This window comes from Aquimarina spongiae (genome assembly GCF_900141785.1).
In the GTDB taxonomy this organism is placed as follows: domain Bacteria; phylum Bacteroidota; class Bacteroidia; order Flavobacteriales; family Flavobacteriaceae; genus Aquimarina; species Aquimarina spongiae.
This window is the reverse complement of the sequence record NZ_FQYP01000006.1, coordinates 154,446-181,306: the sequence shown is the minus strand read 5'-3', so window position 1 is coordinate 181,306 and position 26,861 is coordinate 154,446. Positions and strand designations below refer to the sequence as shown.

25 protein-coding genes are annotated in these 26,861 nt (G+C 35.5%); 11 read left to right on the top strand and 14 right to left on the bottom strand.

Features of this window, described 5'->3' with window-relative positions:
• Window positions 1–25: 25 nt before the first annotated feature.
• The 5 genes from BUE24_RS14540 (at window position 26) to BUE24_RS14515 (ending at window position 6,728) form a co-directional block, all read left to right on the top strand.
• The gene (locus tag BUE24_RS14540; RefSeq protein ID WP_073316968.1) at window positions 26–886 is read left to right on the top strand and encodes a phosphatidylserine decarboxylase; all 861 of its coding nucleotides are present in this window, start codon (window positions 26–28) and stop codon (window positions 884–886) included.
• Between the two features lie 136 nt (window positions 887–1,022).
• Window positions 1,023–1,622, top strand: coding sequence for a TetR/AcrR family transcriptional regulator (locus BUE24_RS14535; protein ID WP_073316965.1), 600 nt, complete (start codon window positions 1,023–1,025; stop codon window positions 1,620–1,622).
• 262 nt (window positions 1,623–1,884) lie between these two features.
• Window positions 1,885–4,266, top strand: coding sequence for an efflux RND transporter permease subunit (locus BUE24_RS14530; RefSeq protein ID WP_073316962.1), 2,382 nt, complete (start codon window positions 1,885–1,887; stop codon window positions 4,264–4,266).
• Window positions 4,267–4,362: 96 nt separating this feature from the next.
• Window positions 4,363–5,136, top strand: coding sequence for an outer membrane lipoprotein-sorting protein (locus BUE24_RS14525; RefSeq protein WP_073316958.1), 774 nt, complete (start codon window positions 4,363–4,365; stop codon window positions 5,134–5,136).
• Window positions 5,137–5,522: 386 nt separating this feature from the next.
• The gene (locus BUE24_RS14515; RefSeq protein ID WP_084549562.1) at window positions 5,523–6,728 is read left to right on the top strand and encodes a hypothetical protein; all 1,206 of its coding nucleotides are present in this window, start codon (window positions 5,523–5,525) and stop codon (window positions 6,726–6,728) included.
• A gap of 8 nt (window positions 6,729–6,736) precedes the next feature.
• Here BUE24_RS14515 and BUE24_RS14510 read toward each other — a convergent pair whose 3' ends face one another.
• From BUE24_RS14510 to BUE24_RS14495, 4 genes are read right to left on the bottom strand one after another with little or no spacing between them, the layout of a single operon-like run.
• Window positions 6,737–8,140: a TolC family protein gene (locus BUE24_RS14510; protein ID WP_073316953.1), complete on the bottom strand. Its 1,404-nt coding sequence runs from the start codon at window positions 8,138–8,140 to the stop codon at window positions 6,737–6,739.
• A 1-nt stretch (window position 8,141) separates the two neighbouring features.
• Window positions 8,142–9,494 (bottom strand): HlyD family secretion protein, encoded by a 1,353-nt coding sequence (locus BUE24_RS14505; protein ID WP_073316952.1) that lies wholly within the window; start codon window positions 9,492–9,494, stop codon window positions 8,142–8,144.
• Between the two features lie 6 nt (window positions 9,495–9,500).
• On the bottom strand, window positions 9,501–11,168 hold the full coding sequence (locus BUE24_RS14500; RefSeq protein WP_073316951.1) for a peptidase domain-containing ABC transporter: 1,668 nt from the start codon (window positions 11,166–11,168) through the stop codon (window positions 9,501–9,503).
• Between the two features lie 5 nt (window positions 11,169–11,173).
• The gene (locus tag BUE24_RS14495) at window positions 11,174–11,845 is read right to left on the bottom strand and encodes a TetR/AcrR family transcriptional regulator (RefSeq protein ID WP_073316945.1); all 672 of its coding nucleotides are present in this window, start codon (window positions 11,843–11,845) and stop codon (window positions 11,174–11,176) included.
• A gap of 162 nt (window positions 11,846–12,007) precedes the next feature.
• Between BUE24_RS14495 and BUE24_RS14490 the strand changes: the two genes are divergently transcribed.
• Window positions 12,008–12,361 (top strand): hypothetical protein, encoded by a 354-nt coding sequence (locus BUE24_RS14490; protein WP_073316944.1) that lies wholly within the window; start codon window positions 12,008–12,010, stop codon window positions 12,359–12,361.
• A 97-nt stretch (window positions 12,362–12,458) separates the two neighbouring features.
• On the opposite strand, the gene BUE24_RS14485 is transcribed toward BUE24_RS14490, so the two are convergent.
• From BUE24_RS14485 to BUE24_RS14455, 7 genes are all read right to left on the bottom strand, one after another.
• Window positions 12,459–13,325 carry a M57 family metalloprotease gene (locus BUE24_RS14485; RefSeq protein WP_073316943.1) on the bottom strand — a complete coding sequence of 289 codons (867 nt, stop codon included), beginning with the start codon at window positions 13,323–13,325 and terminating at the stop codon, window positions 12,459–12,461.
• 518 nt (window positions 13,326–13,843) lie between these two features.
• Window positions 13,844–14,119: an ATP-dependent Clp protease adaptor ClpS gene (locus tag BUE24_RS14480; RefSeq protein WP_073316942.1), complete on the bottom strand. Its 276-nt coding sequence runs from the start codon at window positions 14,117–14,119 to the stop codon at window positions 13,844–13,846.
• A gap of 58 nt (window positions 14,120–14,177) precedes the next feature.
• Window positions 14,178–15,017, bottom strand: a complete 840-nt coding sequence (gene prmA / locus BUE24_RS14475; protein ID WP_073316941.1) for a 50S ribosomal protein L11 methyltransferase — start codon at window positions 15,015–15,017, stop codon at window positions 14,178–14,180.
• Between the two features lie 94 nt (window positions 15,018–15,111).
• On the bottom strand, window positions 15,112–15,861 hold the full coding sequence (tpiA, locus tag BUE24_RS14470) for a triose-phosphate isomerase (RefSeq protein WP_073316940.1): 750 nt from the start codon (window positions 15,859–15,861) through the stop codon (window positions 15,112–15,114).
• A gap of 54 nt (window positions 15,862–15,915) precedes the next feature.
• Window positions 15,916–16,989, bottom strand: coding sequence for an ABC transporter permease (locus BUE24_RS14465; RefSeq protein ID WP_073316939.1), 1,074 nt, complete (start codon window positions 16,987–16,989; stop codon window positions 15,916–15,918).
• A 15-nt stretch (window positions 16,990–17,004) separates the two neighbouring features.
• On the bottom strand, window positions 17,005–18,099 hold the full coding sequence (locus BUE24_RS14460) for a BT_3928 family protein (protein ID WP_073316938.1): 1,095 nt from the start codon (window positions 18,097–18,099) through the stop codon (window positions 17,005–17,007).
• Between the two features lie 86 nt (window positions 18,100–18,185).
• Window positions 18,186–18,734, bottom strand: coding sequence for a DUF1599 domain-containing protein (locus BUE24_RS14455; RefSeq protein WP_073316937.1), 549 nt, complete (start codon window positions 18,732–18,734; stop codon window positions 18,186–18,188).
• Window positions 18,735–18,827: 93 nt separating this feature from the next.
• Between BUE24_RS14455 and folP the strand changes: the two genes are divergently transcribed.
• The 3 genes from folP to BUE24_RS14440 are packed head-to-tail and all read left to right on the top strand — an operon-like array spanning window position 18,828 to window position 21,263.
• On the top strand, window positions 18,828–19,652 hold the full coding sequence (folP, locus tag BUE24_RS14450; protein ID WP_073316935.1) for a dihydropteroate synthase: 825 nt from the start codon (window positions 18,828–18,830) through the stop codon (window positions 19,650–19,652).
• A gap of 31 nt (window positions 19,653–19,683) precedes the next feature.
• Entirely contained in the window at window positions 19,684–20,460 is a 777-nt protein-coding gene (locus BUE24_RS14445) for a diadenylate cyclase (RefSeq protein ID WP_073316934.1), read from the top strand.
• On the top strand, window positions 20,460–21,263 hold the full coding sequence (locus BUE24_RS14440) for a DUF3667 domain-containing protein (protein WP_073316933.1): 804 nt from the start codon (window positions 20,460–20,462) through the stop codon (window positions 21,261–21,263). The genes BUE24_RS14445 and BUE24_RS14440 overlap by 1 nt, the downstream gene beginning before the upstream one ends.
• Before the next feature lie 10 nt (window positions 21,264–21,273).
• Here the strand turns inward: BUE24_RS14440 and BUE24_RS14435 are convergent, their stop codons facing one another.
• Window positions 21,274–23,031: an ABC transporter ATP-binding protein gene (locus tag BUE24_RS14435; RefSeq protein ID WP_073316932.1), complete on the bottom strand. Its 1,758-nt coding sequence runs from the start codon at window positions 23,029–23,031 to the stop codon at window positions 21,274–21,276.
• Window positions 23,012–23,776 carry a tRNA pseudouridine(38-40) synthase TruA gene (truA, locus tag BUE24_RS14430; RefSeq protein ID WP_073316931.1) on the bottom strand — a complete coding sequence of 255 codons (765 nt, stop codon included), beginning with the start codon at window positions 23,774–23,776 and terminating at the stop codon, window positions 23,012–23,014. The genes BUE24_RS14435 and truA overlap by 20 nt, the downstream gene beginning before the upstream one ends.
• 92 nt (window positions 23,777–23,868) lie before the next feature.
• Here truA and BUE24_RS14425 point away from each other — a divergent pair, with 92 nt between their 5' ends.
• The gene (locus BUE24_RS14425; RefSeq protein ID WP_073316930.1) at window positions 23,869–24,363 is read left to right on the top strand and encodes a metallophosphoesterase family protein; all 495 of its coding nucleotides are present in this window, start codon (window positions 23,869–23,871) and stop codon (window positions 24,361–24,363) included.
• Between the two features lie 57 nt (window positions 24,364–24,420).
• Here BUE24_RS14425 and BUE24_RS14420 read toward each other — a convergent pair whose 3' ends face one another.
• Window positions 24,421–24,831: a DUF4293 domain-containing protein gene (locus tag BUE24_RS14420; protein ID WP_073316929.1), complete on the bottom strand. Its 411-nt coding sequence runs from the start codon at window positions 24,829–24,831 to the stop codon at window positions 24,421–24,423.
• Between the two features lie 212 nt (window positions 24,832–25,043).
• Here BUE24_RS14420 and rho point away from each other — a divergent pair, with 212 nt between their 5' ends.
• Window positions 25,044–26,702, top strand: a complete 1,659-nt coding sequence (rho, locus tag BUE24_RS14415; protein ID WP_073316928.1) for a transcription termination factor Rho — start codon at window positions 25,044–25,046, stop codon at window positions 26,700–26,702.
• The last annotated feature ends 159 nt before the right edge of the window (window positions 26,703–26,861 follow it).

Sequence of the window (26,861 nt, the reverse complement as noted above, 5' to 3'; positions counted from 1 at the left end):
CATTCATTCATTAATCAAAAATCAAATGTCGAAAGAGATTCAAATGGCTGCATCTTTAGATGGCAAAATAGACGTCTTAGATTCAGTTCAAATTAAACACGCGTCCTTTTACGAATTCTTATCGTTAAGAATTTGGGGGGTCTTTCCTAGTTGGTTTCAACGGTTTATTTCTGGAATTTACGCCAATGTCTTCAATCTTCATATTTCGAAGTTTCTCATTAAGCCTTATTGCAAATTCCATTATGAAGAAGCTGATTATTTAGGGCAATTTAAACCTCCTTTTGGTAGATCAAAGTATCATAACTTTCAGGACTTCTTTGTTAGACAGTTCAAAGAACTTCCTCAAAACTCCTCTCCAACCGTTTGGCCATGTGAAGGACTACTTTGTGATATGGATTTTGTACATAACATTCAAAAATCAAATGTAAAAGGAGATCTTCGAGCAATACATCACATCTTTGGAGTTAGTGAAAACGAAATCGATAAGGATTATGTATTTACCAATGTATTTTTGCATAATAAAAATTACCATCGAATTCACGCCCCTGTAAATGGTACAATTACGCGTATACAACATATTAAAGGGGATTTGGTTATTTTAAGACCTTGGTTCTACAAAGACAATCCTTCTATTCCAGCCTTCAGGAATGAACGAATAAATATTGATATCACAGACGATGAGAATCAAAAATGGCATTTATCCATTGTAGGAGGACCGGCAGTTGGAACCATTGAACTACCAGAACACATTCAATTGGGATCTAGGGTTTCCAAAATTGATGAGATCGCCTTGTTCTATCTGGGTTCTACTTGTTGCATGGTTGCTCCTGCAATGCCAAAACACCATGTTAAGAATAGTTTGGTGTATATGGGTGACACTTATTAGCACAAAGAAAACACAAGACACTGATAATTAAATACTTAAAATCAAAAACAAATTCAATAAAGAAAAATTTAACATTTAAAATTTTGAATTACTAGACGGGTGGTCATATTTTTGCTAGCAAAATTGTAAGAAAAAGATGTCTAAAACCCTAAAACATGAAACAAAAGCAGATTACCTTTTGGAAAAAGGTCTGCATATTATTTGGTCTAAGGGATATAATGGCACGAGTGTCAATGATATTGTAAAAGCCGCAGATGTACCTAAAGGTTCTTTTTATTTCTACTTTGACAGTAAAGAAGATTTTGCCATCAAAGCATTGAGAAAGTATTTTGATATGCAATTTGGAACCGCATTGGGCATTTTGCACGATTCAGAGGTTAGTTCTCCCAAACAGCGTTTACTAAACTTTTATGAACATCGGATTGATGTTGTGAAGGAAGAGTTAGAATGTAAAATGGGATGTATGGGTTGTAATCTGAGTAATGAAATGTCTGAACATAATGACAATATCAGAGAGGCCATACTAACACTGCATAATAAGGTAAAAAATGAAATCGTTGCTGTTGGATTAGAAGCGCAACGACTTGGTGAAGTAGAAGCCGATATGGATGTAGAAGCTATGGTATCTTTTCTCGAAGATGCGGGAAAAGGAGCAATGACAACTATGAAAGAAATGAAAAGTGCCGAACCTATTGACAATGTGATGAAAATGACCAAACTCTTATTTCTAAAATAATTTTTTTGAAATTTTAATAGACGACTGGTCAATTATTAACAATCTAATAACAAAATTATATGAAACAAACTCTAATTTTACCCCAGTAAAAAAAATTTAATCCATTTATAGACGACTGGTCAACTTTTGAAAAAATTTATTTGAACACCCCTGTCCAAATAAATTCGATCTAATCGTCTTCATACAAATAACTCTTAACAACAAAGATCAATTGAATAGTATTTTCTATAACTAATTGACTGGTCAACTAACAACTGTAATTATGAATGCACTTAAAAAAGCAAGTAACGTTACGAACACTTTTGCTAAGCGATGGGCGCAATTTGTGATCAAAAACAAATGGTATGTCCTACTAGCAACAATTATCCTTTCTATGGGACTAGGTTCCCAAGGAGCTATGGAATTTGATGGAGATTATCATGTATTTTTCAGTAAATCGAACCCTGAGCTTGAAGCTTTTGACGCTTTACAGGAAAAATACACTAAAGACGATAATATCGTGATTGTATTATCCCCTTCTAATGGCAACATTTTTACCAAAGAAAATTTGGTTGCCATAGAAGAACTCACCGCCGAAGCTTGGAATACTCCTTATTCATCCAGAGTAGATGCGGTTACCAATTTTCAACATACTAGTGCGCAAGGAGATGATCTTTATGTAGATGATCTTTCGTACGAGTCTGCAAACAAAACACCTCAGGATATAGCAGAAATACGAAGAAAAGCGCTCAAGGAGCCTTTATTAGTCAATCGTTTATTGAATGAAGAAGGTAGTGTTACCGCTATAAACGTAACAGTAAGACTCCCAGGAGAAGACAGTGCTAAAGAAATCCCAGAAGTAACCGCTTTTATACGCAGTACGATCTCGAATTTTCAAGAAAAGCACCCTAACTTTGAAGTACATTCCTCTGGACTAGTACCTTTGAATACTGCTTTTTTCGAATCTTCGATGCGGGATTTGATGTTGACCATGATTATGCTAATCATTGTAGTGATCACCACTCTTATCCTTACCAGAAACTTTGTGAGCACCTTAGCTACACTGGTTGTGGTAATGTTTTCTATAATGAGTGCAGTAGGATTTGTGGGGTTAATGGGGATTAAGCTCACCCCTCCTTCTTCTGTGTTCCCAACCATGATTCTTACTCTGGCAGTTGCAGATAGTATTCATATCCTGATTACTATGCTTCAAAAAATGCGAAAAGAGGGATACTCCAAACATGAAGCATTGGTAGAATCTATGCGTCTTAATTTTATGCCGGTATTTATCACGAGTCTTACCACAGTGATCGGGTTTCTAACAATGAATTTTGGAGATGTTCCTCCGTTTTGGGATCTAGGAAATATTACCGCATTTGGTATGACAATGGCATTTATCTACTCTACCAGTACTTTGCCTGCATTGATGGCTATTCTTCCTGTAAAAACAAAACAGAAAACAGAAAATACGCCAGAAAAATTTGGATGGTATACCAATCTTGGCCTATTTGTTACCAAGCAACCTGTTCGACTTACTATTATTTCGATAGTAGCTATTGGAGGATTAACATATCTAGCCACAAAAAATCAATTTAATGATGAGTTCATTAATTATTTTGATGAAACTGTCCAGTTTAGAAGTGATACGGACTATATCAGTGATAACCTAACAGGAATTTATAATGTTGAATTTTCTGTAGGCAGTGGAGAAAGTGGAGGAATCAACAATCCAGAATACCTTCAAAAACTAAATGAGTTTGAAGACTGGTTGAATCAACAACCGGAGGTAGTACATGTAAATGCCTTTAGTGAAGTAGCCCGAAGAGTTAATCGATCGATGCATGGTGATAATGAGTCTTACTACAAAGTACCGGCTAATCGGGAAGAAGCAGCTCAATACTTGTTGTTGTATGAACTATCTCTTCCTTTTGGACTTGATCTGAATAATCAAATTAATGTAGACAAATCCGAAACAAGAGTTACAGCGACTATCGAAAACATCTCAAGTGCAGAAATGATTGACTTCTCCAAACGTGCAGAACGCTGGCTAGAGGATCATACTCCTGAAGCTATGCATGCTATAGGAGTAAGTCCAACACTCATGTTTTCAAAACTTGGGTTCAGACAAGCCGATAGCATGTTTAAAGGAAATATTATCGCCTTGATATTGATATCCATAGTACTAATGCTTGCACTACGTAACTTCAAATTAGGATTACTAAGTATCATTCCTAATGTGACCCCAGTTCTGGTAGGGTTTGGTTTTTGGGCCATGTACAAAGCACAAATTAATACTGGGATGGTGATTGTTTTTGGTATGACTCTAGGAATCATAGTAGATGATACGGTTCACTTCATGAGTAAATTTTTAAGGGCTCGACGAGAGCTCAATTACGATGCTAAACAAGCAGTTATCTATGCCTTCGAGACTGTAGGTAAAGCCTTAGTAACAACAACCATTGTCTTGTTAGCTGGTTTTGCGGTCTTGTCTACCTCTTCGTTCGCATTGAATAGTTATATGGCCAGGATAACGGTAATTATTATTGTAGCGGCATTGATCATTGATTTCATCTTACTGCCATCACTGCTTATTCTGATCAGTAAAAAGAGTGAAAGTAAAGAAAACGTACGTTCATTACAACCACAAATACAATTGGATAAATAAATCAAAAACTTCTAATAACAGTAGGATTTGGGTTGATTGGCCCGAGACGAATCACCTGAATCTTGCTGTTATTCTTAACTAAAAATTATAAAAACAATGAAACAGTTATTTTTTGCAATTATTGCAATAGCAGGAATCGCCTCTTTATCTGCTCAAAGCGCAGAAGAAAAAGGGTTACAAATTGCCAAAGCAGCAGAACAAGCCGACCTGGGATTTGGAAGTTCTAAGGTAAAACTAAAAATGACCTTAAAGAATAAAAATGGTCAGACCAGTGAACGATATCTAGAAACGAGAACCTTAGAACTTACCGAAGATGGAGATAAGTCTTTAATCGTGTTTAATAGTCCAAAGGATGTAAAAGGCACCTCTACTCTAACCTTTACTCATAAAGTAGGTTCTGATGATCAGTGGTTATTTCTACCTTCTATCAAGCGAGTAAAAAGAATATCTTCTAATAATAAATCTGGCCCGTTTGTAGGAAGTGAATTTGCTTATGAAGACCTATCTTCTCAAGAAGTAGAAAAATACGCCTACAAATTCCTGGAAGAAAAAGGAAATTTATTGGTGGTAGAACAAGATCCTGTAGACCCAAAATCAGGGTATACGCGTCGTGTTGTAACTTACAACAAAGACAAAGGATATCGTATTGAAAAAGTAGAGTTTTACGATCGTAAAAACTCTCTTCTCAAAACCCTTACCTACACCGATTATAAGTTGTACAAAGGAAAGTACTGGAGAGCACTTACTTTCAATATGGTAAATCACCAAAGTAATAAAGAAACCTTACTGAAGTTCGAAGAATACAATTTTGATATCGAATTATCAGACGAGGATTTTACACAGGTAGCATTACAACGCGCCGGTCAGTAAATTTTATTTCATGATGAAATACACAAGGCTTAGTTTGTTATATCCTATTATTGTTCTTTTAGTTAGTGGATTATTATTAATAATACAACCTAGCCTTGTGTTTTCAATATTAAACAGCAATACTTCATATCAACCCGATATCGCAAATTTGCTAGGCATGATGTTTATAGGGTTGGGTACTCTTATCGCTTTGGTTTTTTGGTATCGTGTTCAAAAAATATATAAATGGACCGTACCTATACGATTGTTCTTTAGTATATGCTCAATTGTACTATTCTGCATCTATCAAAATCCATTTTTCGTCATGCTACTGTTTATTATTCTTATCGGGATTTTGATCACAATTTTTGGAATGGTAAAAGACCAGGAATTAAAAAAGTAAATACATGAAAATTATATATATCATATTTGTAGCACTCTTATGCGTAGGATTCAACATGCATGCACAAAACGATGATACCAAAAAAACAGTTCAAGAATTCGAATTAGAATTAGAAGGAGAGTATCGTTATTTCTATGATGATGCCTTATTTGAAGAGCAGGAAGATCATTTCCCTTCTTTGGCCATTCGACCAGAATATAATATCTCCTGGAACAAAGGTTATGAAAGCATCAATTTTAAAGGTTTTTTTCGTCTGGACGTAGATGATGAACGTACGCATTGGGATATCCGTGAATTGTATTATCAAAAGGCCAAAAACAACTGGGAATTGAGCTTGGGTATCAAAAAAATCTACTGGGGAGTTACAGAGAGTAATCATCTGGTTGATATCATCAACCAGACAGATGCCGTTGAGACTTTTGACGGCGAAGAAAAGTTAGGGCAACCTATGGCACAGTTTACCTGGATCACTCAAAAATTTGGGACTTTCGACTTTTTCTATCTGCCATACCATCGGAAACGTACTTTTGCAGGTGATAAAGGAAGATTACGTTTTCCTGTGGTGATTGATAAAGATGATTTGGAGTATGAAAGTGGAGCCGAAGAGTGGAGACAAGACCTTGCTTTTCGTTGGAAGCACTATTTTAATGCTTTTGATATTGGGCTTTCTTACTTTCACGGTAACGGAAGAGAACCTCTTTTCACTTTTGATACCACGGGAAATATAAATGCTTTTTATCCTGTCATACATCAGGCCGGGCTGGATCTGCAAATTACTCATAATGCATTTTTATGGAAATTAGAATCCATCTATCGTCATGCTGAAGCTCAGGAGTTTGTTGCACTTACCGCAGGATTAGAGTATACTTTTTCTAATATCGACGGAAATGGTCTAGATATAGGCCTTTTGGGAGAATATTTGTATGATGAACGTGATGAGCTTGCGCTTAATGCTTTACAAAATGACATCTTCTTTGGAAGTCGTATCGCTTTTAACGATACTCAGGATACTTCAATTTTGATTGGTGGGATTTCTGACTTAGAATCCAGTAGCACTATTTTTAGCCTAGAGGCATCCAGACGTTTTGGAAGTACCTGGACCGCAGAAATTGAAGCACGAATTTTTAATGATATCGATCAAAACGAGTTCATTCTTTCCAACTTTAGAGAGGATAGTTTTTTAAGGATCTCTATCTCCAAATACTTCTAGACGCATTCTTATAAGTCCACCGGATTGGTAGCCAAACTATTAAACAGTTTGGCTTTTGCCGTAAAGAACTTATTCTGTACTTCTATTCCTTTTAATCTGGCATCGATAAGGCTGCGTTCTCGAGAATTAATCAAAAACACAGAACTCTCACCAAAACTGAATTTACGTTCCTCTGCCTGTAATAAAGTGGTATAGTCTTTAACGATGTTTGCTATTAGTTCGTTTTGTGTTTCAAAAGACTCTAATTCAGCATAAATAGCATTGATTTTATTCTGAATTTGCAATTCAGTAGTTTGTCTTTCAAATTTAGCATCCTGGACCTTGAATTTAGCCAACTTTAAGTCCCCTCTTTCTTTTCTCAAAAACAACGGAAACTCAAAGGTGATTCCTCCTTTATACTCTCGTGTCGTAAACGAATTACCCACATCGGGAGTCTCGGTCAAAAAGTTATATTCCAAGTCTATTCTGGGCAAGAGTTTGTTTGCCTTTAATTTTCGATCAATCTCTAATCCTTCAATCTTATACCCCAGTGATCTTAGTTTTGGGTGGTTTTCTAACGTAAATTCACTTAATGGATTCCCTTGTATCTCCAGAGTAGTATCAATAATTTGATCCAAGTTGTTATCAGGAACTACTTCGGGTTGTAACTCTACAGGTACATTTCCTTCTAACCATAAGAAATTAGACAGCTGTAAAGAAGTTTTGATCAACTTCACTTTGGCTTGCTCCAAACTCAATGCTCGATTTTGCACAGTGATCTTGGCTTCAACCGTATCGATCGCTGCTTTATCTCCAGCCAAAGCGCTTTGCTTAATCCCTTGAAATCTAATCTCGGCGTTATTCAAAAAATTCTCATAAATCTCCTTTTCATTAAATGCTTTTAACCAATCAAAATAAGCTAAGGAGGCATCATATAGAATTTGATTGACCAAGAGATCGCGATCGGCTTTGGTTTGCTCTCTAAAAATCTTTGCCTTTTGCAAGGTAGCCATACGCTCATTGATCCAAAACCCTCTTGCTACAGAAACCGAAATACCTGCATTAAAAAGCCCACCTTCGGGGATAAAGTTTTCAGGATTCAAAAATTCACCCTCGTTTTGCTCAAAACCTCCTTTGAGCTCAACACCATACCAAGTTGGGATTTTGAAAGTAGCATTCAACAAATCATAATACTCACTCCCCTTAAACTTCTTTCGGTCGTAGTCCACTTCAATTTTGGGATCAAAACCTCCTCTGGCCTTCATCAAATTAGCTTCTCCTATATTGATATTCAGCTCTGCCTGCCTAGCTATAGGATGGTATTTTTTCACATATCCAAGATACTCTTCAAACCGAAGTGTCAACTCATTATTGTCTTGGGCATGCAAAGAAGCTATCCCTAATAAAAAGATCAAAAATCTGATTTTCTTCATCTTATTTTTTTCCAACTTTCGCTGTATTTCCTTCAGGTTGATAATAATTTGGTGGGAAACCATTCAGTTTTCGCCATAATTCAAACCAAATGGGGACATCTTCTAGTAATGCTATTGAGTTAGCACCAGATCCCACCCTAATATCCTTGGGCCACTCATGATCCTCATTATCTGGAGCTATAAGTACTCGGTATTTACCGTTATCACTAATAAAAGTTTCGATCGCCACTACTTTACCTCCATAAGTACCGTAAGATACGTTTGGCCAACCGCTAAATATAATTACCGGCCAACCGTCGAATTGTATCCGTATTTTTTCACCGATATGAATCAATGGTAAATCAATAGGCTTTACATAGGTTTCTACTGCAAGATCATAATCAGAAGGCATGATGCTCAGTAACTGATCTCCCTCTTTAAAAGTTTCACCTACCCCGGCACGAATAGCCTTGTTTATAAAACCATCCTGTGGAGCACGGATATAATACAGGTCATTACGGATCTCATAATTCGTATATTCATTCTCTAATTTAGTCACTTGAGCTTCTGCGTCAAACTGACTGGATTGAGCTGTAAACTTATCACTACGTGCCTTTGCAATTTTATCTGTATACTCAGCAGTTACGCGATTGATTTCTACTTCGGCATTGATAACATCATTCTTACTGGCCAGGAGTTTATTCTGTTGTGAGATTAATTTTGCTTGTGTTTCCTGAAGCTTTAATCGTTTTTCTTCTACATCAGTCAAAGCTTTAAGCCCTTCGCTTTCCAATTGCACTGTTCGATCATACTGTCGTTGAGCAATAGCAATATTCGTTTTGGCAGCCTCTAGATCAATACTATCGCTTTGTACCTTTAATCTGGATTGCATCAACTTATTTTGTGCTTGTCGCAATTTCAAACCTCTTTCATTAATAAGAGCATTGGCTTGAATATCCAGAGCTTTTACCTTTTCCTGATAAGAGGTCACCGCCATCGACTTCGCTTTGATTTGCTTTCCTGTTCGTTGTACCAAATTGGGATCAAAGTATTCATTCTTCACTTCGGAGATAAACAAGATTGTATCTCCTTTTTTAACAAAATCTCCTTCTTTCACATACCACTGTTCGATACGTCCTGGTATAGGAGATTGAATAGTTTGCGGTCTGTGATCAGGTTTTAAGGTAGTTACATTTCCTACTCCCGAAATATTTTGTGTCCAGGGTAAGAACATAATAACAATAGTAATCCCAGCAAACACCTTCAAAAAACGATTAAAGTATTTGTAATGCCTTTTATGAAAGACTTTCTCTACAGCTTTATATTCTGAAAGATCTACCTTTTTATTTAGTTTATTATGAGTGATATTCAACATAACGCTTTATTTTTCACTTACAATTTTTCCTTTTTCTATCTGAATAATACGACCACATCTTTTGGCCCATTTATTATTTTGACTCACTACAACCAATGCCCAAGGTCGCTCAGGAGCGGTTAGGAAATCCATAATACGAGACACTTCGTTCTCATCAAATTGATCCAAAGGATCCTTGAGAATCAATAATTTTGGTCTTCGCACTATACCTCTAGCCAACACTATTTTTTTGGCCACAGTATAGGAGATCTGTTTTCCTTCGGGATAAATAATAGTATTTAACCCTTGAGCTTGTTCTTTTACAAATTGTGTTAACCCTACCTGTTCTAATGCCCAATACACATCTTCATGAGATATAGAATCATCTCCAAAAGTGATATTTTCTAAGATAGTTCCTTCAAATGGTGATTCTTCTGTAAGTGATTGTCCTAAGTGTGCTCTATAATAGTTCAGGTTAATCCCTGACAAGTCCACATTATTGACATATACCTTACCTGTATCTGGTTGTATCAGACCGGCAATTAAACGCAGTAATGTGGATTTACCTGAACCATTAGATCCTTGTACCAAAATGGTACAATCCTTTGTTATGGATAAGGAGATATCTTCCAAAATTTTCTTCCCAGCTTCCCGGGTAGTATAGGTTACATGGTCTAACTCTACAGTAAACCCTTCATTTTCTCTGAATGGTTTTTCGCCTTCTTGAGGTTCCAAATCTTTGTCAACCACTTGTCCAAGTTTTTCGAGCGAGGTCAACACATCGTAGAAAGACTCTAAGCCTGTAATTAATTTCTCTACAGATCCAATAACCAATACAATGATAATTTCTGCCGCTACGAATTGCCCGATATTCATTTCCTGATTGAGAACTAGAATACCTCCAATAAGTAACAAACCAGCAGTTACCAGTACCTTGAAACCGATCATTTGAATAAACTGAATCACCAATACCTTGAAATGACTTTCTCTTGCAGAAAGATACTCGGTCACCAAAGCATCATTTTTTTGCAAGGCCAGGTTCGTTTTACCAGATAATTTAAAACTCACAATAGATCTTGCAATTTCCTGGATCCAGTGCGCTACCTTGTATTTGCTCTTTGACTCTTTCAAACTGGTTTCTAACCCTCTTTTTGCAGTGTATTTAAACACTACATAGACCAGTAACAGTAGTAAAATTCCATAGATAATAAAAAATGGGTGGTAGAACGATAACAACATTAACCCAAATATAATTTGTAACAATGCCGCCGGAAAATCCACCAGAATTTTTGCCAAACCTTTTTGCGTTGTAAGCGTATCAAAAAATCGATTCGCTAATTCTGGAGGGTAAAAGTTACGCAGCTCACTCATCTTAATTTTCGGAAAACGATAGGTAAACTCAAAAGAGGCACGAGTAAAGATTTTCTGCTGTACATTTTCTATAATTCTGATCTGCATCAGCTGAAGCATCCCAGCAAAAACCACTCCAAGAGTAACCAGTATCACGAGGATAATCCACGAAGTACTAATTTGAGCACCTTGTACCAAGTTAATAATTGCTTGTATACCCAGAGGAAGTGATAGATTCACTAATCCGGCAAAAATAGCATAGTAAAAAGTTTGTAAGATATCTTTTTTATCCAACTGCAACAGGCCTATCAGCCTTTGCCATGCGGTTAAAACAGTTTTGGCCATTGGGGTTATTTTAAAGATTTAAACACTAGGTCTACAAAATAATTTGAGGGAGTAACTTTTTCGCTACAATCGGTGAGTGTAGCAAAATGTTCCTGTAAAAAATGTTGATGTAATGCTCCTTCAATTACTGTACTTGCCAAGCTTGAAGGATATTTGTATTTTTTATTGAATTCATGAATCATATCTTTCAATCGATTAACCAAACGCTTATAGATCAAAAAATACCCTTCTTTATTCTCGCGATCAACCTCTTTGGTCAAATAGGATTTTGAGTATTCATTGATTACAATTTTGTTGAGAAGCACCTCATTAATATGAGAAAAAGAGGAATCCTGCTGTACCGTTTGAGTTATAATCTCTATCGCTCTTCTTAATTTCTCTTCTGAATTAGGAATGCTATTGGTAGCAAAAACCAATTGATACTCTAACCAACCCCAATACCAAGAAGTAAGATACAGCAGTAGTTTATGTTTATTTTCGAAATACCGATAAATAGAACTCTCATTAGATCCAATTTTATCTCCTAGTTTTTTGAAGGTAAAGCCCTCAAAACCAATTTCATGAATCATAAGAATACTATGTTCTATAATGCGTTTCCCTAAATCCGAAGATTCTGGATCCTTGATATAGATCTTATCGTTGATATTCACCTTTAAATCTTGCAACAAGTATTTCATTTGCACGCAATTTTAAAATTATTATGTGCAAAAATAAAAGTAATACTATTACATCATAACAGATTAACTTTTATTTAACCCATGTACAGCTTTTAAGAAATCAATGATATTGTTAAATTTGTAAAAAAAGTAACCCTTAATTAACAATAAACTAATTTGACAATGAAAAAAATCTTAATTATTGCGTTTTTGGCATTTTTAACCACTGGCGCCCAAGAAAGTTACGTTAAACAAACCAACGCTACAGTTGGCGATGAATTAGTAATAGGTGCTCCTTCTTCTCAAGGATTTGAGCATATCCATTTTCCGAAAACAAATTTTATCATTAAAAAAGGAGGAATAGCAAATTATAAAGCCCTTACCGGAAAGACGGTTATTATCACCAATGTAGATACCAGCAATGGAAAAAACGTGGTAACTGTAAAAAGAAAAGACGGTCTTAAATTCTTTAATCGTATCGCTACAGTAAAAATTAACTTGGATAAAGCAATTTTTGCTGGAGAAATTAAATCCTAAAAAGAGTATAGACATAAAAAAACCATCCCGATATCGGGATGGTTATTGTAAAAGTTCAAAGCTTAGTTTTTATTCTCAGATATTAATTTGTTTCTTATTAGTATAAGAATTCTAAAGCTACAACATCGAAGTTACTAAACTCTCCGTCTTCGCTTCCATCGAAACAAGAAATCATTAAAGAATCAGAGTCAAGTCCACTAGCTCCCCACTGGTTAACAGTTGGTGTTCCAGGGATATGAATCGCTCCAACTCCTCCGCCACCTTCGTTAGCTCCACCACATCTTCTTCTTGCGTAGTCTGTGTGTCTGAAACCAACAGCGTGACCGATCTCGTGTCCGATTACGTGCTCATTTACGTTGTTTACATTACTTCCACCGAAAGTTCCTGTTCCAGCGTTGATTTGGATAAACTTACCTGGTCTTCCTCCACTTGGGAATTCAGCTTGTCCTCCAGCTCCAGATGCTCCATTGTTATAAACTACCATATCAGCTGCCTGGAAGTTTGTACCAAAAGTTAATCTAAAGTTTAATGTAGAATTAATTCTGTTGTAATTGTTAACTGCCCACTGTAATCCAGTACGCATGTTAGACGTAAGCGCACAACAAGAACCAGTAAATCCTAAGATATCGATAGTTCTGTTACCGCTGCTAATTAGGTTATTAGTTCTGTACTGCTTATTTCCATCTTCAGTAGTTCCTAATCTAAATTCTCCTGACTCAAACAAGTCAATTGGAAGTCTTACATCGTCTGCAACGATATATTTACCTACAGAACCGTCAAGTAATTCTATAGTCTTATAAGAAGCTTCAGCTGTAATACCAGCTGCTAATAATCCAGCCTTGTGATCATCAGATAATTCAATAGATACTTCCGGAGCAGTTTCGTTAGCGATTTCGTCTTTTTGGCAAGATGTAGCAAAACCAGCTACAATAGCACATAGTGCTAATAATTTGATTTTTTTCATTTTAATAAGTTGAGTTTGTGTAGTTACTAATACAATATAAACCAGTTACCTTTTATATTGTTCGCAAATTTTGATAAAGCTTTGAACTTTTACGAAATTGCGGGATGAATATATGACATTTTTTTTGAAATATGAGTTAATATTTTGAACTATTTATTGAAAATACGGGAAAACCGTACGATTTTTTCAAAGAAAAACGAAAATCACTTCGATTTAATCAAGGCAAAAATCGACCAAATACACAGTCTATTTCAGAGTATTTTTTGTTAACAAACTATTAAAACCTACCGTATTTCACGAGTTGTTAATACTTTCCTAAAAGAGAATAAATTCATGACAAAACAAAACCTGACAGAAAGTATTTTCCTACAAATTATAAAAAACAATTTAATCTTCTTTAAAAAAACTAAAAATCAAATTTTTAAGAAGATTTATCTTAAAAAAATGATTTCAAGACTGCCTTAAAACACAAAAAAACAGCCAAAAAGGCTGCTTTTTTTATGTATATATATTGTTATTTACACTATTTCGGCACTAAGACCTGCTTCCAGAAGTTTGGAACAACGGGGAACCAATTCTTTATAAGCTCCTGTTTTTACAGTACATTTTCCAGTATAATGCACTAACAAGGCACACTGTTCTGCCTGAACTGGTGTATGCTCACAAGAATAGATCAACGTCTCAATCACATGATCAAAGGTATTTACATCATCGTTGTACAAAACAATTTCATTATTGCTTTGATCAACCGATTTTTCCAACACTTCTTCTAATACTTTTTCCTGAGTACTCATGGATAATAATTTTATACAAATATACTAACTTAAGCTTTCAAATTAACCGATTGTAGGATTATTTTAACTCATAAGAGGCTGCAATCCAATTATTTCTGTCAAAATTATTTACAAATTGAAAACCTTGTTGATCACAAGCTTCTGTAATTACTGGTAAATCCTCTTTATAAAAACCACTAAGAAGCAGCGTACCTTTATCGGAAAGAGATTGAGCATACCTGGGTATATCATTTAATAAGATATTGCGATTGATATTTGCAATAATCAAGTCATATTTCTTGTCCTTAATTAGGGTTACATCCCCTTCATAAGCAGTTATAGCAACACAATGGTTCCTTTCGACGTTTTCAATAGTATTCAAATAACACCAATTATCAATATCAATCGCGTCAATTGGTGAGGCCCCTCTCATCTCTGCAAGAATCGCTAGCACTCCTGTGCCACATCCCATATCCAACACTTTTTTATCATTCAAATCGATACGTAACAGATGCTGTATCATCATATGCGTAGTCTCATGATGTCCTGTACCGAATGACATTTTGGGTTCGATAATTATATCATAATCTGTATCCGGTTGATCATGAAATGGTGCTCGTACAGAACATACTCCATCTACAACAATAGGATTAAAATTCTTTTCCCATTCACTATTCCAATTTACCTGCTCTATCTCTTCAAAGGTATGGGTGATTTTAAATTCTGCTGATTGCAGTACATGTATTCCGTCAAGAATCTGCTCATTCCATTCTTCTTTTTGGATAAATGCTTGTATCCCTTCTTCGGTTTCTACAAAGCTTTCAAAACCGGCATACCCTAATTCTGCAATAAGAATTTCTGAAGCTGGTTGCAATGGGGTTATCGTAAAATAATAACCCAAGTATATTGGATTAGACATGGTTTTATTTTGTGCGCAAAGGTAATCTTTTACCAACAAAAAAAGCACCTCATTACCATATGAAGTGCTTCGACTATGTTATATTATTATTTCTTTAAATCGCGTTGGCAATTGCAGAAAAACTTTCGGCATCCAAAGAAGCTCCACCAATCAATCCTCCATCTACATCTTCCTTGGCAAAGATCTCTTCAGCGTTGTTCGGTTTTACGCTTCCTCCATATAAGATGGAAACCTGATCTGCAATGTCATTATTAAATGCCTTTGCAATTGTTGTTCGAATAAACGCATGCATTTCTTGGGCCTGTTCTGGTGATGCAGTTTCCCCTGTTCCTATTGCCCAAACAGGTTCATACGCTAATACTACATTTTTCCAATTTTCGGCAGTAATATGAAATAATCCGTTTTTAAGCTGACTTTCTACGACAGCAAAGTGGTTTCCGCTTTTTCGATCTTCTAGTTCTTCTCCAAAACAGAAAATAATTCTCATGCTATGTTTGATCGCAGTGTCCACTTTTCCTGCTAACAATTCATCCGTCTCCCCAAAATACGCACGTCTTTCACTATGCCCAAGAATAACGGTATTTATCCCTATATTTTTAAGCATACCCGCAGCTATTTCCCCAGTAAATGCTCCATTCTCAGCTTGATGCATATTTTGGGCAGCTACATCTATAGTAGTATCTTTTAATGCCTGGCTGGCATTATAAAGGTTTACAAACGTTGGTGCAACAATGATATCTGCAGATGTTTCTCCTAATTTACTTTTTAACTCTGAAAGCAAAGTTTCAGTTTCGGCCAGATTCTTATTCATTTTCCAGTTTCCGGCTACAATTTTTTTTCTCATAAATTTTGATTTATAATTTGGTTAACGTGTGGTTACAAGTGTTATGAGGGCCATTTAGGTTCTAATTCTAGGATCTAACCAGCCATAGATAATATCAACAAATATATTGATTAGAATGAACATTGAAGCTACGACCAATACAGATCCCATTATTATCGGCAAGTCCAGTGTATTTAATGCATCTACAATCTCTTTTCCTAATCCATTCCATCCAAAAATATACTCCACGAATACAGCCCCAGCAAGCATAGACGCAAACCAGCCCGATATTGCAGTTACCACCGGATTTAACGCATTTTTGATTGCATGTTTCTGTATAATCTGTACCAAGGATAGGCCTTTTGCTTTTGCTGTTCTGATATAGTCTTGATTCATCACCTCAAGTAAAGAATTACGCATCAGCTGAGTAACCACCGCCAAGGGTCGTATCCCCAGCACAATTGCTGGTAAAATTAAGTTTTTCCATTGTATATAACTGCCTTCTCCAAAATCATCAACTTCATACAAACTACCTGTCATATTAAGGTTAGTAAATTCGTGCAATACATACCCAAATAACCAGGCAAAAATGATCGCACTAAAAAACGAAGGAACACTCATCCCCAAAGTGCTTAATAATTGAATCGTTCTATCGACCCAGGTATCTTTGGTCAATGCACTAACAACTCCTAGAAATATTCCCAAAAATATAGCTATACAAATGGCGCTAACCGCTAAAATAGCTGTATTGGGTAGCGTTTCTCCTATTACCTTGCTTACCTTTTTTCCATTTTTCTGAAAAGATGCTCTTAAATAGGGAAGCTTAATAACTACGTTAGTATTCCCTGTTGTAAACATATGGTTATAACTATACTTGTTGTCATCCAAAAATGTAAAATCATCAGCATTTTGACTATGAAAAGATATTGGTGATAAGTCATTGAGATAATATAAATATTGTTTCGAAACCGGTTGATCAAAACCATATTTTTTTCGAACGGCTTGCAACTGTTCTTCGGTTTCATTTTGACCAAGCATCATTTGAGCAGGGTCCCCAGGGAGCAAAGTGAAGAGCAAGAAAATAACGGTTATTACCCCTAGCAAAGTAAGCAATGCATACCCAATTTTATTAAGGAAATAACTCACCATTATCGTTTCTATTTTTTATAAAGAAAGTTTCTCTGCATCATTCCAATGTAACTTCTGTACAATGGTGCCTTTTTTAAGTTTAACAATTCCTGGATTTGAACGTAAAATAGTCTTCAGCGCTGTTTCATCTGTAATATAAAATTCGAAGTTAAGATCATACTTCACTTTTACTTCAGAAATATCTTTTGTAGTAGACGCCGTAAGCCCAATAACTTCATACCCCTGAGCAATAGCTTTATCAGTTATTCCTTTCATCGCATTCAAACCTTCTGCTTCACTTTTTGACAAGTTATAGGCAACTATCACTATTAAATTATCCTGAGATAAAAACTCTGATGTATAGTCTCCCCCATCCTTTTCTATAGAAAAATCATGAATAGGAGGTTCATACCCTTCTTTTAGCGTTTCAGTATCGACACTAATAAATTTACCTTCAACCTTAGGGTAATCTCCGCTAGTAGTTACTATTTGCTCTTCACCATTCACCTCAAATTTCCAATGGTAAGCAAATTCGGGTTTTGGAGCGTTTTCTGGTACTTGCATACCCTGCTCGATATTCACTCCTACTTTATAAGCTCTAAAATCAAATACCGGCAAATGCATAAGTACGTAGTAGGCAAACCCTAAACAAGCGGTAAAACTTGCAAAAACAATCCATTTGTGAGTAGGAATCGGACCGACTGGAGTAATATAACGTCGTCCAAAAAACAAGATTAATATTAGGATTAATAAGATTACATCTTTGGTAAAGGATTCCCAGGGTGTTAACGGTAGCGCATCTCCAAAACATCCGCAATCGGTTACCTTATTAAAATATGCCGAATAAAAAGTGAGGAATGTAAAAAACACAATCATCAATAACAACGACCACACCGTAAACTTTGGTAAATAACCCAGAATTAATGTAATTCCCAAAACAACCTCAAAAATTACCAGAAACACAGCTATTAATAGAGCATATGGAATTAAAAATTCAAGATTAAGCACACCTTCACCAAAATATTCCTGAAGCTTATAGGAAAAACCTAATGGATCATTAAGTTTAATAAATCCTGAAAACAAAAAAAGTGCTGCAACAAAAATTCTGGAGAAAGTGACTAGTATTTTCATGTGATGATGTGATTATTTTTAGGGAAATCCTGCACAATATAGTGTGGATTGTAGATTGTTATTTTTAGTTTAACACTATTTTATACCTATTTTTTATCTTCTTCTCCAAGATGAATCATCGCAAACACTGCATAATTGATCATATCCTGATAATTGGCATCGATACCTTCACTAACCAGAGTTTTCCCTTTATTGTCTTCTATTTGCTTTACCCGCAATAATTTCTGAATGATTAAATCTGTTAGCGAACTTACTCTCATATCTCGCCAAGCTTCGCCATAATCATGATTCTTATTCATCATCAACTCCTTGGTTATCAAGATATGTTTATCATACAAAGCAGTAGCTTCCTCTACATCTAAATCTGGTTGATCAACAATCCCTTTTTCTATTTGCACAAGAGCCATAATACTATAATTGATAATCCCTATAAATTCTGGCACTTCTCCTTCATCAACCTTTCGCACCGCATTTTCCTGAAGACTTCGTATACGTTGCGCTTTTATAAAAATTTGATCTGTTAACGAGGGAAGTCTAAGGATTCTCCAAGCACTGCCGTAATCCTTCATTTTCTTGATGAATAGATCTCGACATGTGCTAATTACTTCATCATATTGTATCGAAGTATCTTGCATATAACTGTTGAATTTTGCGTAAATTTCGCTTTAATATGGGAATTAAAAAAATCATAGCTCAAGTTTAGAAATAAAAAACCTCAAAACTTCATAATGACAATAAACTGTAAAGGTTCTTTAATTGATTTATCCAGCCCAAAAGTAATGGGAATACTCAATATCACTCCAGACTCATTTTATGACGGAGGCAAATACAAAAACGAAGATCAAATTTTGCTACAAACCGAAAAAATGTTGAAAGAAGGAGCTACATTCATAGACGTAGGCGCATATTCTTCTCGACCTGGAGCAGATCACATTTCTGAGGAAGAAGAAAAAGCAAGAATCCTACCTATTATTGAGTTGTTGGTTGTAAAGTTTCCAGAAATCCTGCTCTCCATTGACACATTTAGAAGTGCTATTGCAAAACAATGCATACTAGCCGGTGCAGCTCTAGTTAACGATATTTCTGCTGGTAATTTGGATACAGAGATGGTCCCTGTGGTTGGAGATCTCAAAGTCCCTTACATCATGATGCATATGAAAGGTACACCACAAACCATGAAAACCTTAAACCTATATGACAACCTCCTTAAAGATATTAACTTATATTTTTCTGAACGTATAGCTACAGCAAGAAAACATGGAATTGATGACATCATTATTGATCCAGGTTTTGGGTTTGCAAAAAACGTAGCCCAAAATTTTGAGTTATTAAAACATCTAGAAATTCTACAATTTCATAAGTTACCCATCTTAGCAGGCTTATCCAGGAAATCTATGATTTACAAAACATTGGATATCGATTCTACTGCAGCGCTAAATGGGACTACTAGCTTAAATACAATAGCCTTAATCCATGGAGCTTCCATTTTAAGAGTCCATGATGTAAAAGAAGCTGTAGAATGTGTTTCTTTAATCAATGCACTAAAAAGTTAATTTTTTCTATTTTTACAAAAACACCGAGCTTTTGGATTTAATCAACCTAAGAATACTTGATATATTAGATATTGTACTTGTTGCTTTTCTATTGTACTATATCTATAAGTTGGTTAAAGGTACTGCGGCAATCAACATCTTTATTGGGATCGTTATTATTTACCTGGTTTGGAAACTCACTCAGTTTCTGGCTATGGAGATGCTGAGTAGTGTTTTGGGCGAATTTATTGGTGTTGGAATGTTTGCCTTGATTGTTGTTTTCCAGCAAGAAATCAGAAAATTTCTGTTGATGATTGGATCTACCAATTTTGGTAGGAGAAGAAAGTTTCTAAGGCAACTCAAATTTATAAGAGATACGCCCGAAGATAGTGTAACTAATGTAAAAGCTGTAGTAGAGGCCTGCAAGAGCATGGCCGTTACTTATACGGGTGCCCTTATTGTTATTAAAAGAAATACATCTTTGGATTTTGTAAAAACTTCTGGTGATGCCATGAACATATTGGTCAATACACCAATCATAGAAAGTATTTTTTACAAAAACAGTCCGTTGCATGATGGGGCTATGGTAATAGAAGACAATCACATTTTGGCGACTCGAGTAATTTTACCCGTTACCCAGGAAAGCACAATGCCTTTGCGTTTTGGACTTCGACATAGAGCTGCAGTTGGGATTACCGAAAAGACAGATGCCCTTGCTCTGGTAGTAAGTGAAGAAACCGGCAAACTTTCCTACATCAAAAATGGTGAATTTGTCATTTTTAAAACCGAAGAAGAACTAATTGAAAAAATAAAAAGAGACTTGAGTTAATGAGTAAATTGATTCCTATTTCCAATTGTAAAAACTGTGGAACCCAAGTTGAACATCATAATTTTTGCCCCGATTGTGGCGCAAAAAAGATTACTAAACGTATTACATTCAGAAACCTCACCGAAGAACTTACTGAAAAATATTTCAACATAGACAATTCTTTAGTTAGAACCATTAAAGACCTAATGATTAACCCTCATGATGTTATTGATGGATTTATTAACGGGGTGCGTAAAAAATACATAAATGTAATTTCTTATTTTTTGATTTCGATCACATTAAATGGTCTCACCCTTTTTTCTTTAAAAAAGTATTTTAATCAGCCTATTGTTGATTTGAGTACCATCAAAGAGGATCAAGAATGGATAACCACTTTCTATGACATGTTATATGATTACCAGGGGATTTCAAGTTTTGCCCTGATACCTCTCTATGCCTTGATCTCTAAAAAAGTATTTTCAAATTATAAGAAATATAACTTTACCGAGCATATTGTAATCAATATGTACATCAATGCCCATGTAGCTATTGTAATGTTTGTTCCTATAATGATACTTTTGGCGTTTGGATTTCAGTACAAGGATATCTCTTTTTATTCAATACTCTTCATTTTTATATATAGCATTTTCACATTTAAATCCTTATATCATTTAAATTGGAAACAAACCACACTGAAAACTCTAAAATTCCTTTTAATACTTTTTGTACTTTCTCTGATATTATTTTTTGTAGCAATCATCATCGGTATCGCTATGGCTGCAATGGAAGGAAAGTTTAACAACGAAACCGCAATGCTATTCTAATTATCACAAATTACACTTCGGCAAACTGCACCTCATACAAGTTACGGTAGTATCCATCACTAATTTTCAAGAGTTCATTGTGATTACCTTGTTCTACTATGGTTCCTTGATCCATAACTATAATTTTGTCAGCATTTTTGATTGTTGCTAATCGATGTGCGATAACTATAGAAGTTCTTCCTTTTGTTATTTTATCGGTAGCATCTTGGATTAGTTGTTCACTATGAGAATCGATTGAAGAGGTGGCTTCATCCAATACCAAAATACCTGGATTAGTGACATAAGCTCTCAAAAATGAGATTAATTGCCTTTGACCAGAGGACAGCATCACTCCTCTTTCTTTTACATTATAGTGATACCCCTCGGGAAGACTCATAATAAAGTCATGAATCCCAATCTCTTTGGCTGCAGCCTGCACCTGTTCTTCTGTAATTTCTGGATTATTGAGCGTAATATTATTTAATATGGTATCCGCAAACAAAAACACATCCTGAAGCACTACCGCAATATGACTACGAAGTGATGGTAATGAGACCGTTTTAATATCTGTTTTATCGATAGAAATCGTACCACTATCGATTTCATAAAACCTACTTAACAAATTAATGATGGTAGATTTTCCAGCTCCTGTAGCCCCTACAATCGCTACCGTTTCTCCAGCTTTTACACTTAGAGAAATCCCCTTAAGTACTTCTTCTCCCTCAAGATAACTAAATCGTACATCATCAAAATCTATATCTCCTCGAACTTTCTCTAAATTAATTGCTCCTTTATTTTCGATAATTGCCTCTGTATCCAATACAGCAAAAACCCTGTTGGCTGCTACCATTCCCATTTGCAAGGTATTGAACTTATCAGCTATCTGACGTAATGGTCTGAACAACATTTGAGACAATTCTATAAATGCTACTACTACCCCCAAGGTAATCACATCACCTTGCGCTGCTTTTAGTCCTCCAAACCAAACAATAAGTCCAATCGTTACAGAACTTGACATTTCTGCAATAGGAAAAAAGATAGAATTATACCAAACCGTTTTTATCCAACCTTTTTTATGCTTTTCATTAATTTCTTTAAAATTAGTGTATTCAGTCTCTTCTCGAGTAAACAGTTGTACAATCTTCATTCCTGTGATACGTTCCTGCACAAAAGAATTAAGATTAGAAACTTGTGTTCTTACTTCTTCAAAAGCAGCTTTCATCTTCTTCTGAAAAACTCGGGTTGCGTATACAATCAGAGGTAATATCACCAATACTAAAAGCGTAAGTTGCCAACTCTGATAGAACATATATCCCAATATAACCAGCATTTTAAGAAGATCACTGATGATCATAAATAACCCTTGGCTAAATATACTTGCTATGGTTTCAATATCACTTACTGCCCTCGTTACCAAACGTCCAACAGCAGATTTATCATAATACTGTTTCTTGAAGCCCAACATATGTCGAAACAGCTTGATTCTAAGATCCAGAATTACCTGTTGTCCTAACCAGTTAGCAAAATAAATGAACAGAAACTGAGAAATCACTTCTAGAAACAGCACTCCAACCATCAAAGAAATAAAGTACACCAATAACCCTCCGTCTTTGGGTATAATGGTCTTATCGATTACCTGCTGTAATAAATAAGGACGTAATACACCAAAGATCGATAGCATAATTGCTGCGAAAGCAACAAAATAAAATGTAAACCGATAGGGTTGGGTATATGAAATCAACCGTTTAAAAAGTCTGAAATCAAATGCTTTACCGCTCTTTTCTGCCATTTAGTTGATAAATATTATCAGGATATTGAACATTAGTAAGGTATAATCCATGAGCCGGGACTGAATACCCTGCTCTACTACGATCCTCACTTTTAATTATGGTAATCAAATCACCAACTGCTAATTTACCTTCACCAATTTCTATAAGTGTACCAACAATCGCTCTTACCATATTACGCAGAAAACGATTTGCTGAAATCGAGAAGACCAAATCATCACCATATTTTTTCCAATATGCTTCAGTAATGGTACAATTATACGTTTTTACATCGGTTTTGGACTTACTAAAGCATTTAAAATTGGTATAGTTTAACAGTAATTTAGCAGCTTCATTCATGCTATCTATATCCAGTTTCTTCTTGAAATAATAGGATTTATCCAACACAAAAGGATTCTTTGCCAGTGTAAGATGATACTCATAAGATCTACTTACTGCATCAAATCTCGCATGTGCATTTACCGCTACTTCTTGTACGTTTCTTACCGCTATCTCTGGAGGCAAAATAGAGTTCAATTTATATTTTAAATCTTCAGAATCTATATCTTTTTCAATATCGAAATGAGCCATAATTTGTTTGGCATGAACCCCTGTATCCGTTCTTCCTGCACCAACAATATCAATCGTAGTTCTAAGAACAGTAGACAAACCTTTTTCAATTACCTCCTGAACAGAAATAGCATTCGGTTGCCGCTGCCATCCATGATAAGGAACACCATTATAAGAAAGTTCTAAAAAGTATCTCAAAGTATTTTATTTTTGCATAAAATCGGAAGCAAATATAACTCTAAAAATAGAGATTTATCGCACTTCTTGATTCCCTATTTAATTCTACTATTTTGAAAAAAATTCTTTTATTAAGCGACACCCACAGCTATATCGATGAGCGAATCCTACATTATGCAAAAGAAGCTGATGAAGTTTGGCATGCAGGCGACATTGGAGACCTAAAAGTTACCGACGCTATTGAAGCACTTACTACACTAAGAGGGGTATATGGTAACATAGACGACAGTAAAGCAAGAGCAACCTTCCCGCTACATCAGCGTTTTGTTTGTGAAGGAGTCTCAGTTTGGATCACACATATCGGTGGGTACCCTCCAAAATACAATCCGCAAACCAGAGATGAAATCCAAAACAACCCGCCCAAGCTTTTTATCTGTGGTCACTCTCATATTCTTAAAGTAATCCCTGATCCTAAAAATGGATTATTACATATGAATCCAGGCGCAGCTGGGAAACATGGTTTTCACAAAGTTAGAACCATGCTTCGTTTCACAGTTCATAATGGAGCAATAGAAAACCTTGAAGTTGTAGAACTCGGAAAAAAATAAAACCCGAAGTTGGCATACTCCGGGTTTTAACGCACTAATACTACTAAGATGTTAGGTTTATCGTAATCGATCAACAGATTTTACAAGATCTTCATCCTTTTTAATGGCTTTGTTCGCCAACACTAATAAAACGATAGAAATAATAGGAATCAGCATCCCAATACCTTTCTCAGAAACTACAGTTTCTCCAGATATAGTTAGAGACCAATAAACAAATACTCCTAGTAAAATAAAGTTTAATAAGATATTGATACGCCCCAACACAAATTGAAGCTTTCTATTTTTAAACAAAAAAATACTACCCAAAGACAAGGCTGCAGATCCAAAACACAAACCTATTAATAGAGGCTGTTGTTTTACAAATAATTCTACTCCTTGTTGATCGAATCCATAAGGAAACATCATACTTAAACCACCACATACTATGGCAGCTAATAACAGGTATATTGTTTGAATTCTTTGTAGCATTACAACTTTTTCTTACGGGAAAGCAAAAATAAGAGTTTCTTTTTATAAATAAGCTTAAAAATTAAAAATAAAGTCGTATACTTGCAGCACAAAATCTGTAACCCGTTCAATCAAGGTTACTTACCTTCAAAATAAAATTTTCATAGAATTCTTCTTTAGAAATTTATACCTAAGAAAATTTATATCAAACGTAAATTATATAACACATTTAAATGTTAGAAATTTCAGAATTAAAAGCGAAGAAGCTTCCTGAATTGCAGGAAATTGCAAAAAGCCTTAATGTACCCAAATACCGTTCTTTGAAGAAATTAGATCTGGTATATCAAATTTTGGATCATCAGGCTGCAAATCCTGACGCCTTAAAAGAAACAACAGCAAAGGAGCCAAAAGCTACTACTGGTGAGAAAGCACAAAAAAAGCCTGCTCCCCAAAGACAAAGAAGACCACGAACGAGAAAACCGGAGGGAACAAACACTACTGCCAATGACGGCAAGAATGAACAGGCAAACAACAATACTAACACCACCACCTCATCTCCTAAAGTTTCTGAGGAAAACAACAATCCAAAAAAAGAAACAAAAGAAGAAAATACTCCTCAACCAAAAAAGGACGACAAAAAAGACAACAGAAATAAAAATACAGAAAAGTCTAATCAAAAAGGCAGAGGAAATAAAAAAGACAATAATAACAACAATAATAGAGACAATAACGGGAACCGTGATAACAGAAATCGTTATAAGGAACCTGATTACGAATTTGATGCTATTATCGAAAGTGAAGGTGTTTTAGACATTATGCAAGATGGTTATGGATTCTTAAGATCCAGCGACTACAATTACCTATCTTCTCCGGACGATATTTATGTATCTCAATCACAAATACGACTTTTTGGTCTTAAAACTGGAGATACCGTATTAGGGCAAGTAAGACCTCCTAAAGAAGGAGAAAAGTACTTCCCCCTTATTAAGGTTAACAAAATTAATGGCCTAGACCCTCAAGTAGTAAGAGATCGCGTTTCTTTTGAACACCTTACTCCATTATTTCCACAGGAAAAATTCAAACTTGCAGAAAAACAAAGTACTATTTCTACAAGAATTATGGATCTATTCGCTCCTATCGGAAAAGGACAACGTGGTATGATTGTATCACAACCTAAAACGGGTAAAACAATGCTACTTAAGGATGTTGCTAACGCTATTGCCGCAAATCATCCTGAGGTATACCAAATGATTCTGCTTATAGACGAAAGACCGGAAGAAGTTACAGATATGCAGCGTAATGTAAAAGGTGAAGTGATTGCTTCTACTTTTGACAAAGAAGCTAATGAGCATGTAAAAGTAGCTAATATTGTTCTGGAAAAAGCTAAGCGCCTTGTAGAATGCGGTCATGATGTAGTTATACTTTTGGATTCTATAACACGTCTGGCAAGAGCATATAACACCGTACAACCAGCCAGTGGAAAAATATTGAGTGGTGGTGTTGATGCAAATGCACTACACAAACCAAAACGTTTCTTTGGAGCGGCACGTAATATTGAAGGAGGAGGATCTCTTTCTATCATCGCTACTGCCCTTACTGAAACAGGCTCAAAAATGGACGAAGTAATCTTTGAGGAATTCAAAGGAACTGGTAATATGGAACTGCAATTAGACAGACGCATTGCCAACAAGCGTATATTCCCGGCAATTGATTTGATCTCTAGTAGCACAAGAAGAGATGATTTATTGCTAGATGATGCCACTATCCAGCGTATGTGGATCATGAGAAAGTACCTTGCAGATATGAATCCTGTAGAGGCGATGGAATTCATTAACGAACGTTTCAAACAAACTCGAAACAACGACGAATTTTTAATATCAATGAACGGCTAATTCATTTTATATATCATTGACAAAATGACTATCCATCTGGGTAGTCATTTTTATTTTAAACCTATTTTAAGAATTATCCACTACGCAAAAATGTACTTTTGCTCAAAGCTCTTGAAAGTTTTCATATCTATTGAGGACCAAGTAATAAATATGTATGAA